Origin of the sequence: Streptomyces sp. FH025 (assembly GCF_017427025.1) — a bacterium.
Classification (GTDB): Bacteria; Actinomycetota; Actinomycetes; order Streptomycetales; family Streptomycetaceae; genus Kitasatospora.
The window spans coordinates 1-16,337 of record NZ_JAFLNG010000099.1; the positions used below are offsets into that span (position 1 = coordinate 1).

General features: G+C 75.2%; 13 protein-coding genes. 5 read left to right on the plus strand and 8 right to left on the minus strand.

All coding sequences use genetic code 11. The annotated features are described in order from the left end of the window. Both J0670_RS10305 and J0670_RS10310 read right to left on the minus strand, forming a co-directional pair. The coding region (locus J0670_RS10305) for an ATP-dependent helicase (protein WP_207811172.1) at positions 1-1,464 on the minus strand (1,464 nt) is incomplete at its 3' end. A gap of 117 nt (positions 1,465-1,581) precedes the next feature. Continuing rightward, entirely contained in the window at positions 1,582-1,959 is a 378-nt protein-coding gene (locus J0670_RS10310; RefSeq protein WP_207811173.1) for an MGMT family protein, read from the minus strand. A gap of 134 nt (positions 1,960-2,093) precedes the next feature. On the opposite strand from J0670_RS10310, the gene J0670_RS10315 reads away from it, so the two are divergent. Beyond that, on the plus strand, positions 2,094-4,805 hold the full coding sequence (locus tag J0670_RS10315; protein WP_243436819.1) for a lysylphosphatidylglycerol synthase transmembrane domain-containing protein: 2,712 nt from the start codon (positions 2,094-2,096) through the stop codon (positions 4,803-4,805). A 53-nt stretch (positions 4,806-4,858) separates the two neighbouring features. Here the strand turns inward: J0670_RS10315 and moeZ are convergent, their stop codons facing one another. The 5 genes from moeZ to J0670_RS10340 form a co-directional block, all read right to left on the minus strand. Further along, a complete protein-coding gene (moeZ, locus tag J0670_RS10320) occupies positions 4,859-6,037 on the minus strand; it encodes an adenylyltransferase/sulfurtransferase MoeZ (protein ID WP_207811174.1) in 1,179 nt (392 codons plus the stop codon). Between the two features lie 219 nt (positions 6,038-6,256). Further along, positions 6,257-7,246 (minus strand): NAD(P)-dependent oxidoreductase, encoded by a 990-nt coding sequence (locus tag J0670_RS10325; protein ID WP_207811175.1) that lies wholly within the window; start codon positions 7,244-7,246, stop codon positions 6,257-6,259. Positions 7,247-7,330: 84 nt separating this feature from the next. Further along, a complete protein-coding gene (locus J0670_RS10330; RefSeq protein ID WP_207811176.1) occupies positions 7,331-8,356 on the minus strand; it encodes a hypothetical protein in 1,026 nt (341 codons plus the stop codon). Beyond that, positions 8,356-9,939, minus strand: a complete 1,584-nt coding sequence (locus tag J0670_RS10335) for a DUF3492 domain-containing protein (RefSeq protein WP_207811177.1) — start codon at positions 9,937-9,939, stop codon at positions 8,356-8,358. Before J0670_RS10335 ends, J0670_RS10330 begins: the two co-directional genes overlap by 1 nt. Before the next feature lie 324 nt (positions 9,940-10,263). Beyond that, positions 10,264-11,166, minus strand: coding sequence for an alpha/beta fold hydrolase (locus J0670_RS10340; RefSeq protein WP_207811178.1), 903 nt, complete (start codon positions 11,164-11,166; stop codon positions 10,264-10,266). 221 nt (positions 11,167-11,387) lie between these two features. On the opposite strand from J0670_RS10340, the gene J0670_RS10345 reads away from it, so the two are divergent. The 3 genes from J0670_RS10345 to J0670_RS10355 all read left to right on the plus strand — a co-directional run bounded on the left by J0670_RS10345 (position 11,388) and on the right by J0670_RS10355 (position 12,889). After that, complete coding sequence (locus J0670_RS10345) at positions 11,388-12,047, plus strand: TetR/AcrR family transcriptional regulator (RefSeq protein ID WP_207811179.1); 660 nt, start codon at positions 11,388-11,390, stop codon at positions 12,045-12,047. Positions 12,048-12,180: 133 nt separating this feature from the next. Next, positions 12,181-12,408 (plus strand): DUF3107 domain-containing protein, encoded by a 228-nt coding sequence (locus J0670_RS10350; protein ID WP_207811180.1) that lies wholly within the window; start codon positions 12,181-12,183, stop codon positions 12,406-12,408. 154 nt (positions 12,409-12,562) lie between these two features. After that, positions 12,563-12,889: a hypothetical protein gene (locus J0670_RS10355; protein WP_207811181.1), complete on the plus strand. Its 327-nt coding sequence runs from the start codon at positions 12,563-12,565 to the stop codon at positions 12,887-12,889. A gap of 27 nt (positions 12,890-12,916) precedes the next feature. Here J0670_RS10355 and J0670_RS10360 read toward each other — a convergent pair whose 3' ends face one another. After that, the gene (locus J0670_RS10360; RefSeq protein WP_207811182.1) at positions 12,917-13,645 is read right to left on the minus strand and encodes a ferritin-like fold-containing protein; all 729 of its coding nucleotides are present in this window, start codon (positions 13,643-13,645) and stop codon (positions 12,917-12,919) included. Positions 13,646-14,343: 698 nt separating this feature from the next. On the opposite strand from J0670_RS10360, the gene J0670_RS10365 reads away from it, so the two are divergent. Continuing rightward, the gene (locus J0670_RS10365; RefSeq protein WP_307806464.1) at positions 14,344-16,332 is read left to right on the plus strand and encodes a DEAD/DEAH box helicase; all 1,989 of its coding nucleotides are present in this window, start codon (positions 14,344-14,346) and stop codon (positions 16,330-16,332) included. Positions 16,333-16,337 lie beyond the last annotated feature (5 nt).

Sequence of the window (16,337 nt, forward strand, 5' to 3'; positions counted from 1 at the left end):
GGCGCGGCCCAGGCGGCGCAGGTCGGAGCCGTCGAGGCCGCCGAGCGGGCCGGTGAGCAGGGCGTGCGCCACGTCGGTGGTGAGCGGGTCGGGGGTGTCCGGGTCGCCGTGCCGGTCGCGGGCGGCGAGCTCGGCGCAGGTCCGCAGGGCGAGCAGCAGTTGGGCGACGGCGGGTTCCTCGCGCAGCGGCAGGTCGTCGCCGTCGATCTCCAGCGGGACGCCGGCCGCGCCGAGCGCCCGCCGCACGCCGGGGATGGAGCGGGCGCCGGCCCGGACGAGGACGGCCATCTCGCCCCAGGGCACGCCGTCCTCCAGGTGGGCGCGGCGCAGCAGGTCGGCGATCGAGTCGAGTTCGGCGCCGGGGGTGGGGTAGGTGTACACCTCGACCCGGCCGCCTTCGCGGGAGGGCAGCAGGGCGCGGTGCTGGGCGAGTTTGTCGGCGGGCAGCCGGCCCATCGGCATCCGGCGGGCGAGTTCGCGGGAGGCGGCGAGCAGGACGGCGCCGGAGCGGCGGGAGACGCGCAGGACCTTGACCTCGGCGGGGGTGCCGTCGGCCCGGCGGAAGGTCTGCGGGAAGTCGAGGATGCCGTTGATGTCGGCGCCGCGGAAGGCGTAGATGGACTGGTCGGGGTCGCCGACGGCGACGAGGTCGCGTCCGCCGCCGGCGAGCTGGCGCAGCAGCCGGACCTGGGAGGGGTCGGTGTCCTGGTACTCGTCGACGAAGACGACCTCGTACCGCTCCCGCAGTTCCCGGCCGATCTCGGGGCGTTCGGCGAGCAGGACGGCGCGGTGGACGAGTTCGGCGTAGTCGAGGACGCCGCGCAGGTCGAGGACGTCGAGGTAGTCGGCGAGGAAGTGCGCGGCGGCGGCCCAGTCGGGGCGCTGGACGCCCTGGGCGAAGCGTTCGAGTTCGGCCTCGCCGAGGCCGAGTTCGCGGCTGCGGGCGAGGACGGCGCGGACCTCGTCGGCGAAGCCGCGGGTGGTGAGGCAGGCGCGCAGGTCGAGCGGCCAGGTGATCCGGGAACTGCCGAGTTTGGCGTCCTCGGCGCCGCCGGCGAGCAGTTCGCGGACCATGACGTCCTGCTCGGGGCCGGAGAGCAGCCGCAGCGGCTCGGCGTAGTCCTCGGGGTCCTGGTGGGCGCGCAGCAGGGCGTAGCAGAAGGAGTGGAAGGTGGTGGCCTGCGGGGCGGCGGCGGTGCCGCCGAGGCGGCCGGACATCCGGTCGCGCAGTTCCACGGCGGCCTTGCGGCTGAAGGTGAGGACGAGGATCCGCTCGGGGTCGGTGCCGTCCTGGATCCGCCGGGCGACGGCTTCGACGAGGGTGGTGGTCTTGCCGGTGCCCGGCCCGGCGAGGACGAGCAGCGGGCCGCCGGTGTGCTCGACCACGGCGCGCTGGTGGTCGTCCAGCGTGGGCGGGTCGGGCTGGACGAGCGGGCTGCGCACGAGCCGGTAGGGGGAGGTCACGCGCCTTTCGACGGTTCGCTCGCTGCGCTCGTTCACTGGAGTCCTGGGGTCGTACGGGGGGCATGGTCGGGCGGGCCCGCCGGGGCCCGCCCTCGTCGAGCCTACGATCCTGCCCCGTCATTCCCGCCCGTGCGGGGTTTTTCCGGGAGCGGGCCGGCCGTCCCAGCGGGCCCGCCGGAGGTCGACCCGGGGCGGGTCGGCGAGTTCGCGCAGCGGGGTGCCCTCCTCGCTGTAGTGGGCGAGGGCGCGGTGTTCGTGCCCGGGCAGGAAGCGGCCGTCGGCGCGGATCACCCGCCACCAGGGCACCGAGCCGCCGTAGAGGGCCATCACCCGGCCGACCTGTCGGGGTCCGCCCTGGCCGAGGTACTCGGCGACGTCGCCGTAGGTCATCACCCGGCCGGGTGGAATCCGCTCGGTCAGGTCGAGCACCAGTTCGGCGAAGGGTGGCAGGGCGTCCGGGAGACCGTCGTCTGTTACGTCCGTCACCTGCGGCATTCTTCCTCACGGGCCTGCGGCCGTGGCCCCGTACGAATAACCCGCCGCGCCCGATCCGCCCCCTGTCCAGCACGGGGGCGCGGGGCATGCCACCATCTTCGGGGCGGTGAGTGGTGATACGAGGACAAGACCAGATGACCGGGACGGCTGACGTGGGCGTGGACAAGGACTCCGACGAGTCCGGATCCGCCGTGCCCTCGGCGCCCGGCGGCGGCTCGGAGGGCCGGCCCGAACCGGAGCCCGCCCCGGAAGTCTCCCTGGTCAAGGACCCGACGATCAAGGCCCCCGCGCCCGCGAACGGCTCCGAGCCGCCCGCGCGGCTCCCGGGGCCGCCCGCCCCCAGGCCCGAGCACCACGACCAGTTGGACGACGCCCCGCACCTGGACGTCGACGAGCCGCTGCTCGCCGCCCGCGCGCACCGCCCGTCCGACCTGATCCGCTTCCTGGCCGGGGTCTGCGGGATCGTCGCGGTCTTCGTGCTGGCCGGCATCGCCACCTCGACGACCACCGGCATCGAGCAGGACATCGCCACCAACGCGCCGCACTTCTCCGCGGTGCTGTCCACCATCACCGGCCTGCTCTCCAGCGTCGCGGTGCTCGCCGTGCCGCTGGCCTTCGCCGTCGAGCGGCTGATCAAACGCGACGGCCTGCGGGTCGCCGACGGCGTGCTCGCCTCGGTGCTCGCGTACGGCGTCTCGCTGGGCATCGACTGGTGGGTCGCCGAGGGCGCCTCCGAGCACATCAGGACGGCGCTGACCCGGCTGCCGCTGGACAGCAACGGCAGCCTCACCGACCCGGTGCACGGCTACCTCGCCCCGGTGATCGCCTACATGACGGCCGTCGGCATGTCGAGCAGACCGCGCTGGCGGGTGGCGCTGTGGGTGGTGGTGATCTTCAGCGGGATCACCGAGCTGCTCGGCGGCTACACCACCCCGCTGTCGCTGCTGCTCACCGTGCTGATCGGCTGGTCCGTCGCCTACGGCACGCTGTACGCGATCGGCTCCCCCAACATCCGGCCCACCGGCCAGCACCTGATGATCGGCCTGCGCAAGGTCGGCTTCACCCCGGCCGGCGCGCACCGCGCCCCGGACGCCCCCGGCGGCACCCGGCGCTACTACGTCACCCAGCAGGACGGGCCGCCGCTGGACGTCCACATCATCGACCGCGAGCAGCAGGCCTCCGGCTTCTTCTACCGCGCCTGGCGGCGGCTGCGGCTGCGCTCGGTGGCGGTGCGCCGCAGCCCGCAGTCGCTGCGCCAGGCGCTGGAGCAGGAGGCCCTGATCGCGTACGCGGCGGCCGCCTCGGGCGCCCGCGCACCGCAGCTGGTCGCCACCTCCGAGCTGGGCCCGGACGCCGCGATCCTGGTGTACGAGAACGTCGAGGGCCGCACCCTGGACGAGCTCGCCGACGAGGAGATCACCGACCGGGTGATGGCCTCGCTCTGGCGGTCGGTGGGGGCCCTGCACGAGCGCCGGATCGCCCACCGCCGGCTGACCGGCGAGTCGCTGCTGGTGCTGGACGACGAGACCGCCTGCCTGGTCAACCTCTCCGGCGGCGACATCGCCGCCACCGACCTGACCCTGCGCATCGACGTCGCCCAGCTGCTGACCACCTTCGCCCTGCGGATCGGCCCCGAGCGGGCCGTCGCCACCGCCAACGCGGTGCTCGGCGCCGACCGGGTCGCCCAGGCGCTGCCGCTGCTCCAGCCGGTCGGGATGAGCCGCTCCACCCGGGTCGACCTGGCACGGCTCACCAAGGAGCGCAAGACCGCCGCCCGGGCCAGGGCGCTGGAGCAGGTCGCGGCCGGCGAGCGCACCCAGCAGCAGGCCGAGGAGGACATCGCGGCGGCCGGCGAGGACCTGCTCAGCCGCATCCGCGGCCAGATCCTGCAGATCGCCCCCGAGGCGCCGATGGAGCCGGCCAAGCTGGAGCGGCTGAAGCCGAAGAGCCTGATCATGGTGATCGCGCTCACCTTCGCCGCCTACCTGGCGCTGACCACCATCAAGCCGGCCCAGCTCAAGCTCTCCCAGATGAACTGGGCCTGGGCGGCGGCGGCCCTGCTCGCGGCCGCGTTCAGCTACGTCGCCGCCGCGATGAGCCTGACCGGCTTCGTGCCCGAGCGGCTGCCGTTCCGGCGCACCGTCGCCGCGCAGCTGGCCGGCTCCTTCGTCAAGCTGGTCGCGCCCGCCGCGATCGGCGGCATCGCGCTCAACACCCGCTACCTGCAGAAGGCCGGCATCCGCTCCGGCCAGGCGGTCGCCTCGGTCGGCGCCTCCCAGCTCGCGGGCCTGGCCGGGCACCTGCTGCTGCTGTTCAGCTTCGGCCTGATCACCGGCAGCCAGACCAACGGCGACCTCTCCGCCTCCCGCGCGGTGATCATCGGCGTGCTGACCGCCGCCGTGCTCGCCCTGGTGGTGGCCGCCGTCGCGCCGCTGCGCCGCTTCGTGCTGGGACGGCTGCGCTCGCTGTTCTTCGGCGTGGTGCCGCGGATGCTCGACCTGATGCAGACGCCCAGCAAGCTGGTCACCGGCTTCGGCGGCATCCTGCTGCTGACCCTCTCCTTCACCGCCTGCCTGGACTTCTCGGTGCAGGCCTTCGGCGGCAACGTCAGCTACTCGGCGGTCGCGGTGGTCTTCCTGACCGCCAACGCGGCCGGCTCGGCGATCCCCACCCCGGGCGGCATCGGCCCGGTCGAGGTCGCCCTGATCGGCGCCCTGACCGTCGCGGACGTCTCCCCCACGATCGCCACCCCGGCGGTCTTCCTCTACCGGGCGCTCACCTTCTGGCTGCCGGTGCTGCCGGGCTGGATCGCCTACAACGTGCTGCAGCGCAAGAACGCGCTCTGAACGACGGAGGAGGGCCCCACCGCCGAGCGGTGGGGCCCTCCTCGTCGCTGCTCCTAGTAGACCGGCTTGTGCGGCTCGATCTGGCTCACCCAGCCGAGCACGCCGCCGCCCAGGTGGACGGCGTTGGCGAAGCCCGCGGCCTTGACCACGGCCAGCACCTCGGCCGAGCGCACGCCCGACTTGCAGTGCAGGACGATCTTCTTGTCCTGCGGCAGCTTCTCCAGGGCGTCGCCCATCAGGAACTCGTTCTTCGGGATCAGCACCGCGCCGGGGATGTTGACGATCTCGTACTCGCCGGGCTCGCGGACGTCGATCAGGAAGATGTCCTCGTCCTCGTCCTGCCACGCCTTGAGCTGCTTCGCGGTGACGGTCGAGCCGGCGGCGGCCGCCTGCGCCTCCTCCGACACGACGCCGCAGAAGGCCTCGTAGTCGATCAGCTCGGTGACCGTCGGGTTCTCACCGCAGACGGCGCAGTTCGGGTCCTTGCGGACCTTCACCTGGCGGTAGTTCATCTCCAGGGCGTCGTAGATCATCAGCCGGCCGACCAGCGGGTCGCCGATGCCGGCCAGCAACTTGATCGCCTCGTTCACCTGGATCGAGCCGATGGACGCGCACAGCACGCCCAGCACGCCGCCCTCGGCGCAGGACGGGACCATGCCCGGCGGCGGGGCCTCCGGGTAGAGGCAGCGGTAGCAGGGGCCGTGCTCGGCCCAGAACACGCTGGCCTGGCCGTCGAAGCGGTAGATCGAGCCCCACACGTACGGCTTGCCGAGCAGCACCGCGGCGTCGTTCACCAGGTAGCGGGTGGCGAAGTTGTCGGTGCCGTCCACGATCAGGTCGTAGCCGGAGAAGATCTCCATCACGTTGGAGTTGTCGAGGCGCTCCTCGTGCAGGACCACGTCGACGTAGGGGTTGATCTCCTTGACCGAGTCGCGCGCCGACTCCGCCTTGGAGCGGCCGATGTCCGACTGGCCGTGGATGACCTGGCGCTGAAGGTTGGACTCGTCGACCACGTCGAACTCGACGATGCCCAGCGTGCCGACACCGGCCGCGGCCAGGTACAGCAGGGTGGGCGAGCCGAGGCCACCGGCGCCGACGCACAGCACCTTGGCGTTCTTCAGCCGCTTCTGCCCGGCCATCCCGACGTCCGGGATGATCAGGTGGCGGGAGTACCTGCGGACCTCGTCAACGGTGAGCTCGTCGGCCGGCTCGACCAGGGGTGGCAACGACACGGGGACTCCGATGGGTGTCTTGTTCAGGTGGCCAGGGCCAGCCCCGGACGGAGGCGACGCTCCGCCGCTCGGGTGGCTCTCTAGGCCAACAGTGTCACGCCCCTCCGGTATTCCGAGACAGCCCGTCCGATGGGCGAGACGGGCCACGTCGGATCGTGGAACCGCCCGCAGGCGCCCCGGGCCGGTGGTTCCGGGCCCGGGGCGGTACCCGGACCCACTTCACACCCGGCAGGCCGTCTCCAGCCAGACGTCCCCGAGCGACTCCTCCAGCGGCACCTGTGTCCGCCAGCCGAGACGGTCCCGGGCGGTGCGCACGTCCGCCTGCCGCCACGGCACCGGCTCGCCCGGGGCGGGCCGCCCCTCCGGCCGGTGGCCGTCCATCCGGTGGCCCGGAAGGTGGTGGCCGGGCAGGTGGTCGCCGACCGGCCCGCCGACCTGCGCGGGCAGCAGGACCTGCCGGTTCTCCTCCACGATCGCCCCCTCGAAGCCCGAGGCGCGCACCAGCAGCTGGGCCGCGTCCCGGGCCCGGACGGCGTGCCCGCTACCGATGTTGATCACCCCGGTGGCGGCCGAGACCGCCGCCGCCCGGATCGCCCGCGCGACGTCCCGCACGTCCACGAAATCCCGGTATCCGGACAGGTCCGGCATCCGCACCTGGCTCTCGTCCCGCTCCAGCGCCCGGCGCAGCCCCTCGGCGAGCCGCCCGAACAGCGAGGCGGTCGGCGCCCCCGGGCCCACCACGTCGAACACCCGCAGCACCGCCGCGTCCAGCCCGGAGGCCAGCACCAGCTCCGTCCCGGCCAGCTTGGACACCCCGTACGGGCCGACCGGCCGCGGCTCGGCCTGCTCGGAGACCGGCACCCCGCCGGGCACCGGCCCGTACTCGGCGGCCGAGCCGACGTGCACCAGCCGGGCCGGCTCCCGGCTGCGCCGGATCGCCTCGCAGACGGTCGCGACGGCCAGCGTGTTCGACCGGATCAGGGTGCGCGAGCTGCCGTAGGTGGCGCCCGCGCAGTTGATCACCACCTGCGGCACGACCGCGTCCAGGAACCGGGCCAGCGCGCCCGGGCTCCCCGTGGTCAGGTCGAAGCGGATGTCGGCCGAGTCGCGCCGGCCGAGCACCGTCACCTGCAACTCCTGGTCCATCAGCAGACGATCGGTCACCCGGCGGCCGATGAAGCCGTCGGCGCCCAGCAGCAGCACCCTCATCGGGGGCGTCCTTCCACGAAGCGAGGTCGGGGACGACCTGGCGGACTGAGAACAACGAAGGGGACGAACAGGGGGTCACGAGCGTCAGCGGTGCGCATCGGCCCGACCGAGCACCACCCAGGCGTACACCAGCAGCACCACCGCGACCGCGCCGCCGCCGAACAGGACGGCCGACGGCCCGGAGCGCCCCGGCCCGAGCAGCGCCACCGCCGCGGCGGGCCCGGCCGCGGCCCCCAGCGCGGCGGCCGCCGTCCGGCCGCAGCGCGCCAGCAGCGCGGACAGCACCAGCAGCAGGCCCAGCACGCCCTGCGCCGCCCACGGCACGGCGCCGGCCCGCTCGGCGGCCAGGTGCAGCAGCCCGCCGCCGTGGCCGGGCCCGGGGCGCGGCGCCACGACGGCGAGCACCGCCAGCGCGGCGTACGTCAGCACCCCGAGCACCGCCAGGTGCAGCGCGACCGCGACCGGCAGCACCGGGCGCATCCGGGCCCGGAACTCCGCCAGGGTGCGGGCCGCCCCGAGGTGGCCGCGGCCGACCTCCCGGTACCAGCCGGCCGCCGCGTCGGCCGAACCGGCCGAGACCGCCGCGGCCAGCACCAGCGCGGCGGCCAGTGGCCGGTCCCCGCCCGGCGCGGCCAGCGGGAACAGCAGCAGCGCGGCCAGGCCCAGCCCGTACCCGAGCCGGGCGGGCCGCGGCCGGGGGCCGGGCCCGGCCGGGGCGGCGGTCAGCGCGGGCGCCAGCGCCAGCGGTACGGCGGCGGCCAGCAGCACCGGCCAGCGCGGGCCGAACGCGGCCGCCCCGGCGCAGGGCGGTGCGGCCAGCGCGGCGGCGGTCAGCGCCGCCCGGGCGACGACCCCGCGCCCGCGCGGCTCGGGCGGCCGCGGTGCGGGCGGGCGGCGGGGCACCCGGGCGTACAGCTCCTCCGCGAGCGAGAACAGGTCGGCGTGCCGGCAGCGCGCGGCGGCGTCCGGGCCGTACCCGGCCGCCTCCAGCCCGGCGGCGATCTCCAACGGGTCGACGGCGCGCTCGCACAGCTCCCGGTGCTCCGCCATCACCTCGCGCACCGGGTCCGCGCTGGTGACGCCGGTGCGGACCGCCGTGTCGCCGGGCATCAGACGGCCTCCGCGAGCTCGTCGGCGCGGGGCCGCTCTCCGGCGTCGTCGGCCCCGCCCTCGGCGCCCCCGGCGGCGCGCGGGCCGTCGGCGAGCCAGTACTCGGCAGGGCGGGCGAACGGACGCGGGGCCCGGCCGTCCGCCCCGCCGGGGTAGGCCGGGTACTGCGAGACCAGCTCCAGGTAGATCTCCCGGAAGGCGCCGATCACCGGCTCGACGGCGAAGCGTTCCTGCGCCCGCAGCCGCCCGGCCAGCCCCAGCCGGGCTCGCCGCTCCTCGTCGCGCAGCAGCGCCAGGCAGGCTCCGGCCAGGGCCCGCGGGTCGCGGGCGGGCACCAGCAGTCCGGTCGGGCCGACCACCTCGCGGGCCACCCCGACATCGGTGGACACCACCGCCCGGCCGCTGAGCAGGGCGTCGGCGAGCAGCCGGGGGCTGCGCTGGGAGAGCGCGGAGAAGACGGCCACCGTGCCGCTCGCCCAGGCCTCGGCGAGCGAGCCGGGCCGCCCCGCGAAGTCCACCGCGGCGGCCACCCCCAGCCGCTCGGCGACGGCCGCGCAGTGCGCCCGGTAGCCGGGGGCCGCCTCCTCGCCGTGGACCACCAGCCGGGCCCCGGGCAGTTCGGCGCGGACCCGGGCGAAGGCGTGCAGCGCGAGTTCGGTGTCCCGCTCCGGCTCCAGCGCGCCCGCCCACACCAGGGTCGGCCGCTCGGGCTCCGGCCCGGCCGCCGGGCGGTCGACGGCCGGGGTGCCCTCGTACACCACCCGGGTGCGCGCCGGGTCGGCCCCGCAGCGGCGCTGCCACTGCTGGTCGTGGGCGCTGCCGGGCGTCAGCATCGCGGCCCGCCGGTAGGCCTCCTCGGTGAGCGCCCGGAAGAAGGACAGAAGCAGCGCCCGGACCGGCCACCGGTGGGGCGCCTCGCGGTGGCCGAGGTACTGCTCGCGCAGGTGCGGGCCGTGCTCGGTGACCACGAACGGGACCCCGTGCAGGTGCCGGGCCACCAGGGCGGGCAGCGCGGCCGGGCCGCCGCCGACCACGTGGCACAGGTCGACGCCGCCCAGCCCCCCGGGCCCGGTGCCGTACCAGGGCGCGGACAGCGGCCGCAGGCACTGTTCCAGCAGATCGGCCGCGACCAGCACGTCGCACACCAGCGGCTGCCCGCCCGAGGTGTCGGCGCCGGGCAGCCGCCAGGTCCGTTCGAGGACGCGCCGGGCGTGCGCGGAGGCGAGGAAGGCGGGCAGGGCGGCGCCGCCCTCCCGGGCCAGCGCGGCCAGCCGGTACAGCCCGGCGCCGAAGCGGGCCCGCTCCCCGGGCAGCACCAGCGCCCGCACCAGTTCCTCGTAGGCCCGGGCGTACCGGCGTGCGCGCAGCGCGCCCGGCGCCCGGCCGCGCGGTCGGCGCCCCCGGAGCGCGAGGTCCCGCGCCCCGTGCAGCGGGCGGGAGTCCGACGGCGGGCTCTCGGTGCCGGTCAGCAGGTACAGCTCGAACTCGTGCTCCGGCAGGCCCTCGGCCAGCCGGTCGCACCAGTCTCCGGCACCACGTCGGGGATGCGGACGAGCACCCTCGGTGAGCAGGGCGACGCGCACGGGAGACCTCCTTCTGCCTCGGAACGGGGGCGGTGACGGCGGCCCTCGGCCGGGCCGGCTGCCCCACGCACCCCGTGGACGCCCTCTGAGGAGGGGCCACGGGAACCGCGGGGTCGTACGCCGGGACCCTTGTCGGGCCGCCCGCCGCGCTCCGGCGTCAGCGGCCTCCCCCACACCTGTTCGGTCCGGCAGCAGAAAGGTAGGACCGGCCCGGGGCAATCCATCGGTCACATGCCTGGCTGCCACCTGAACGAGTGAACCGACGTGACCTCGCCCCGAACCGGCCCGTTGGCGCGCGCTATACGCGGGCCCTCGGGCCTCCGCTCAGCGGGCGGCGTCCGTGACCAGCTCGCGGACGGCCCGGGCGACCTCGTCGGGGTGCTCCATCATCGCCACGTGCCCGGAGTCCGGGAGCACCAGCAGCCGGGCGTCCGCGAAGGCCTCGCAGGCACGACGGGCCGAGCGGTAGGCGACCAGCCGGTCGCGCAGCCCGTACACCAGCAGCACCGGCGCCTTCACCCGCTCGGCCTGCCGCCACAGCGCCTGCTCGCCGCGCTCGGTGTACGCCGAGACGATGCCGCGGGCCGAGCCGATCAGCGCCTGCATCGCGTGCGGCACCTCCAGCCGGCGCCGGTACTCGGCCACCGCCTCGGCCCGGGCGGCCGGTTCGAGGCCGTCCGGGTCTCCGTAGACCAGGCGCAGCAGGTCCTCGGCGGCCGCCTCGACGTCGCGCCGGCCGGCCGGCAGCCGGCGCAGCAGTGCGGGCACGCCGGGCAGGGCGAGCAGGCCGGTCGGCCAGGCGGAGCGCTGCGGGGGCAGTTCGGGCAGGGCGGGCGAGACCAGGGTGAGGCTGCGTACGAGGTCGGGGCGCAGGGCGGCGAGGCGGACGGCGACGGCGCCGCCGAGGGAGTTGCCGAACAGGTGGACCGGTCCGCGCCCGGAGGCCTCCAGGTAGCCGATGACGGCGCGGACGTGGCCGGAGAGGCTGAGGTTGCCGTCGGCGGGCGGGTTGGAGCGGCCGAAGCCGGGCAGGTCCACGGCCTCGCCGTCGACGACGTCGGACAGGCGGTCCATGAGCGCGGTCCAGTTGGCGGCCGAGCCGCCCAGGCCGTGCACGAAGAGCCCGGGCCCGCGGCCGTCCGCGCCCCCGCCCGCGGCACCGCGGTGCACCGCGAGCACCGCGCCGGGGACCTCGACCGTCCGTACCTGCTGCTCAGTACCGCTCATGGTGGACGATGGTAGTGAGCCCGGGCCGGACCGGCGCAGGGCGGGCGGGCCGTCCCGCCCCTCGGTCACACCTCTGCCGACGCCGAGGTCAGCGCCGTATTGTGGGCTCCTGACAAGCGGGCCGGACAGCTTTTCTCGCCTCCGCCGAACGCGGGCGCGGTTACCGAAAAGTAGAATCGGCCATCTCGCCAGCCCCGAAGAACCCCGAAGTGAGGAGCGCCGTGACGGCCATCCAGGAGGCGCAGGAGCGCCCGCGCGGTGCTCGCCTGCCGCGAAGCGCCCGCCGTGAACAACTGCTCGGTGCCGCCCAGGAGGTGTTCGTCGCGCAGGGTTACCACGCGGCCGCCATGGACGACATCGCCGACCGCGCCGGGGTGAGCAAGCCGGTGCTCTACCAGCACTTCCCCGGGAAGCTGGAGCTCTACCTGGCGCTGCTGGACAAGCACTGCGACGCCCTCGTCGAGTCGACCCGCGAGGCGCTGTCGGCGACCACCGACAACAAGCAGCGCGTGGCCAACACCATGGAGGCGTACTTCAACTACGTCTCCAGCGAGTCGGGCGCGTTCCGGCTGGTCTTCGAGTCGGACCTGACCAACGAGCCGGCCGTGCGCGAGCGGGTGGAGCGTGCCTCCGAGGCGAGCGCGACGCTGGTCAGCAAGGTGATCCAGGAGGACACCGACCTGCCCGAGGCGGAGTCGAAGCTGCTGGCCGCGGGCGTCTGCGGCCTGGCCCAGATCACCGCCCGGTACTGGCTCTCGCAGGGGCTGGACATCCCGCGCGACGAGGCGGTGCGGCTGGTCGCCAGCCTGGCCTGGCGCGGGCTGAAGGGCTTCCCGATGCACCCGGGTGACCAGGCCGGGGAGCCGTCCGCACAGCGGTGACGATCCGCCGACCTTCGCCTGGCCGGTGATCCGGTGCTCTATGGTGAAGCCGTACGGCGCGGTCGCCGCGAACGCTTGTCCCAGGCGGTCCGGTGTCCGCGCGTGGAGGCTGCAACCCGGAGGGACGGAAGCCGTGGAGGTCAAGATCGGCGTGCAGAACGCGCCGCGCGAGATCGTGATCGAGAGCTCGCAGACTGCCGATGAGGTCCAGAGCGCGGTCGCGAAGGCGCTGGAGGGGTCGGAGAAGCTCTTCTCGCTGACCGATGAGCACGGCCGCCGCATCATCGTTCCGGCCGAGCGCCTGGCGTACGTGGAGATCGGCGAGCCGGAGGCCCGCAAGGTGGGCTTCGCCACCCTCTGAGTGGCCGCGAGTCGCCCGGGTCGCCGCCCGGGCGAAGCGTTCCGGTGCCCCGTTCCCGCAGGGAGCGGGGCACCGTCGCGTGTACGGCCGGGTGGGCCGGGGTACGGCGACAGGGACGGCACCGGTGCCGTACGCCCGTCCCCGGGAGGCTGCCTTGCTGATCGAATCGATCGCCTTCGCCCTGGTCGGCCTGGTCGTGGGCGGGGCCGCCCTGCTGCGCCTGCCCGGGTACTTCCGGGCGTCCCGCGCGCTGGTGCTGGGCACGGCGGCGGGGGCCGCGCTGGGCGGCGGGGTGGTGGCGCACTTCTGCCTGGACGGGCGCTTCCCGGTGGTGTCGGTGGTGTTCTCGGCGCTGGCCGCCACCGTGCTCACCTCGCTGCTGGCCCGGCCGGACCTGGCGGCCGGGCGGGCCCCCGCGCACCGGCACCACCCGCACCGGGGCGGTGTCCACCGCGCGGCGCGGCGGCACCGGCCGGCGTAGGACTCTCCGGGTCAGGACTCTCCGGGGTCAGGAGGCGAGGCCGAGCGCGGCCATCCGCCGGGTGTGCGCCTCGGTGATCCGGTTGAACATCTTGCCGACCTCGACCAGGTCGAAGCCCTGCACCCGGACGCCGCCGACCAGCAGGTTGGACAGCGCGTCGCGCTCGGCGACCACCCGCTGGGCCTGGCTGAGCGCCTCGCCCATCAGCCGTCGGCCCCACAGCGCGAGCCGGCCGCCGGCCCGCGGGTCGGCCTCGATGGCCTGGCGGACCTTGTCGACGGCGAACTGGGCGTGGCCGGTGTCGGACATCGCGCCGAGGATCACCTCGCGGGTGTCGTCGTCGAGCCGGACGGCCACCTCGCGGTAGAAGTCGGTCGCGATGGCGTCGCCGACGTAGGCCTTGACCAGGCCCTCCAGCCAGTCCGAGGGGGCGGTCATCCGGTGGAACAGCTCCAGCGGCTCGACGAAGGGGCGCATGGCCTCCTGCGGGTCGGCGCCGATCTCGGCGATCCGGTCGTGCAGCCGCTGGTAGTGCTGGAACTCGGCGGAGGCCATCCGGGCCAGGGCCGCCTTGTCGGCGAGGTCCGGCGCCAGCTTGGCGTCCTCGGCGAGCCGCTCGAAGGCGCTCAGCTCGCCGTACGCGAGCGCGCCGAGCAGATCCAGCACCGCCGCGCGGTAGCCGGGGTCGGCCGAGCACGTGGCCCAGTCGCCGATCGAGCCGGCCGCGGCGTCCTGCGTCTCACCATGGGTGTCCATGACCCGCCACCTTAGTCCCGCCGGGCCTGCGCCCCCACCATCGGGCGCGCCCGGGTGACCTCCCGAATCGCCCGGTCACGCGCCCGTCTCCGGGGGCAATGTCAGACGCATCACGTGTTCGAGTCGTCGCCTGACTGTATGGTGGTACGGAGCCCCGTCGTGCTTGCACGGTGTCACCGCCGTCTCGGTGGCCCGCGCTAGCCCGCTCCGTAGCGGTGCCGCCCCCTTGGGCGTGTCCGCACCGGAGGCACGGGTACTCACGTACGCGGATGCCCGGTCGGAGAGCCGATCGGCTCCGACCATGGCTTGGACTTCAAGCCTTGGCACCGCATCAGTGGCCGAGCGAGGGCCGCCGAGACCACGCCCAACCTGGCGGAGGTCCCGCGCAGGTCCCTCACGGGAACCCTCCCCGACGCCGCCGGCGACGCGCCCCGCACCGGGCCGCGCGCACCGGCCGGCCGCAGGGACCGGCGCGGTTGTGCGTCCGCGCAGCTGTTCGGGGCCGCCCAGGCCCGTACGCAGCCGCGCGGCTGCCCGCCCGCCGCTCGCTCTCGGCCCCTCCGAAAAACGGAAGAGGCAGCACCCTGTCCACCACCGCTGAACCCATCAAGACGACGTTCCGGGAACTGGGGATCCTCCCGGAGACCGCCGAGGCCCTGGAGTCCGTCGGCATCGTCCACCCCTTCCCCATCCAGGAGATGACCCTCCCGGTCGCGCTGACCGGCCACGACGTCATCGGCCAGGCCAAGACCGGCACCGGCAAGACCCTCGGCTTCGGCCTCCCGCTGATCGAGCGGGTCGTCGTGCGCGCCGACGTGGACGCCGGCCGGGCCACCGAGGAGCAGCTCTCCGACTCCCCGCAGGCGCTGATCGTCGTCCCGACCCGCGAGCTCTGCACCCAGGTCACCAACGACCTGCAGACCGCCGGCAAGGTCCGCGACGTCCGTGTGCTCGCGGTCTACGGCGGCCGGGCGTACGAGCCGCAGGTCGAGGCGCTCACCAAGGGCGTCGACATCGTGGTCGGCACCCCGGGCCGGCTGCTGGACCTGGCCGGGCAGAAGAAGCTGAACCTGTCCAAGGTCCGCGCGCTGGTCCTGGACGAGGCCGACGAGATGCTCGACCTCGGCTTCCTGCCGGACGTCGAGAAGATCATCACCATGCTGCCGGCCAAGCGGCAGACCCTGCTGTTCTCGGCCACCATGCCGGGCCAGGTGATCAGCCTCGCCCGCCGGTACATGAGCCAGCCGACCCACATCCGGGCCACCGCTCCCGACGACACCGGCACCACCGTCGCCAACATCGAGCAGCACATCTTCCGCGCGCACTCGCTGGACAAGGTCGAGATGGTCTCGCGCATCCTGCAGGCCGAGGGCCGCGGGCTGGCGATGATCTTCTGCCGCACCAAGCGCACCGCCGCCGACGTCTCCGACCAGCTCACCCAGCGCGGCTTCGCGGCCGGCGCGGTGCACGGCGACCTCGGCCAGGGCGCCCGCGAGCAGGCGCTGCGGGCCTTCCGCAACGGCAAGGTCGACGTCCTGGTCTGCACTGACGTGGCCGCCCGCGGCATCGACGTCGAGGGCGTCACCCACGTCATCAACTACCAGTGCCCCGAGGACGAGAAGACCTACCTGCACCGGATCGGCCGCACCGGCCGGGCCGGCGCCTCCGGCACCGCCGTCACCCTGGTCGACTGGGACGACATCCCGCGCTGGCAGCTGATCAACAAGGCGCTGGACCTGTCGTTCAACGACCCGGAGGAGACCTACTCCACCTCGCCGCACCTGTACGAGCTGCTGAAGATCGCCCCGGGCACCAAGGGCGTCCTGCCCCGCTCGGAGCGCACCCGGGCCGGGCTCGGCGCGGAGGAGATCGAGGACCTCGGCGAGACCGGCGGGCGCGGCGCCCGCACCGGCCGCGGTCGTGGCGGGCGGGGCGGTTCGAGCCGTGCCGCCGTCGAGACCCCGGCCGCCGAGGAGAAGCCGCGCCGTACCCGTGAGCGCCGCCGCACCCGCCGTGGCGCGGCGGTCGCCGGGGCCGACGAGGCCGTCGCGGTGACCGAGGCCGCGGTGGCCGCTCCGGCGGCCCCGGCCGTCGAGGGTGCCGAGGGCGAGGCCGCGCCGCGCCGTCGTCGTCGCCGCTCGCGCGGTGGCGCCGCCGCCGGCGAGACCGTCGCGGTGGCGGCCGAGGCCGTGGTCGAGGCGGCTCCGGCCGTCGAGGCCGTGGTCGAGGCCCCGGTGGCCGAGGAGAAGCCGGCCGCCCGCACCCGGACCCGGACGCGCAAGCCGAAGGCCGAGGCCGCCGAGGTCGTCGAGGCCGCCGAGGCCGCTGTGGTGACCGAGGCTCCCGCCGAGGCCCCGGCCGCCAAGAAGACCACCCGGACCCGGACCCGCAAGGCCGCGGCCGCCGAGGCCCCGGCCGAGGCTCCGGCCGCCGAGGAGAAGCCGGCCACCCGCACCCGGACGCGCAAGCCGAAGGCGGAGGCCGTCGAGGCCCCGGCCGAGGCTGCGGCCGCCGAGGCCACGGAGAAGCCCGCCACCCGTACGCGGACCCGCAAGCCCAAGGCCGTCGCCGAGACCGCCCCGGAGGCCCCGGCCACCGAGCCGGCCGCCGCCGAGGTCCCGGCCCCGCGCAAGCGCACCCGCACCCGCAAGGCCGCGGCCGCCCCGGAAGCCACCCCGGAGAGCTGACCCGT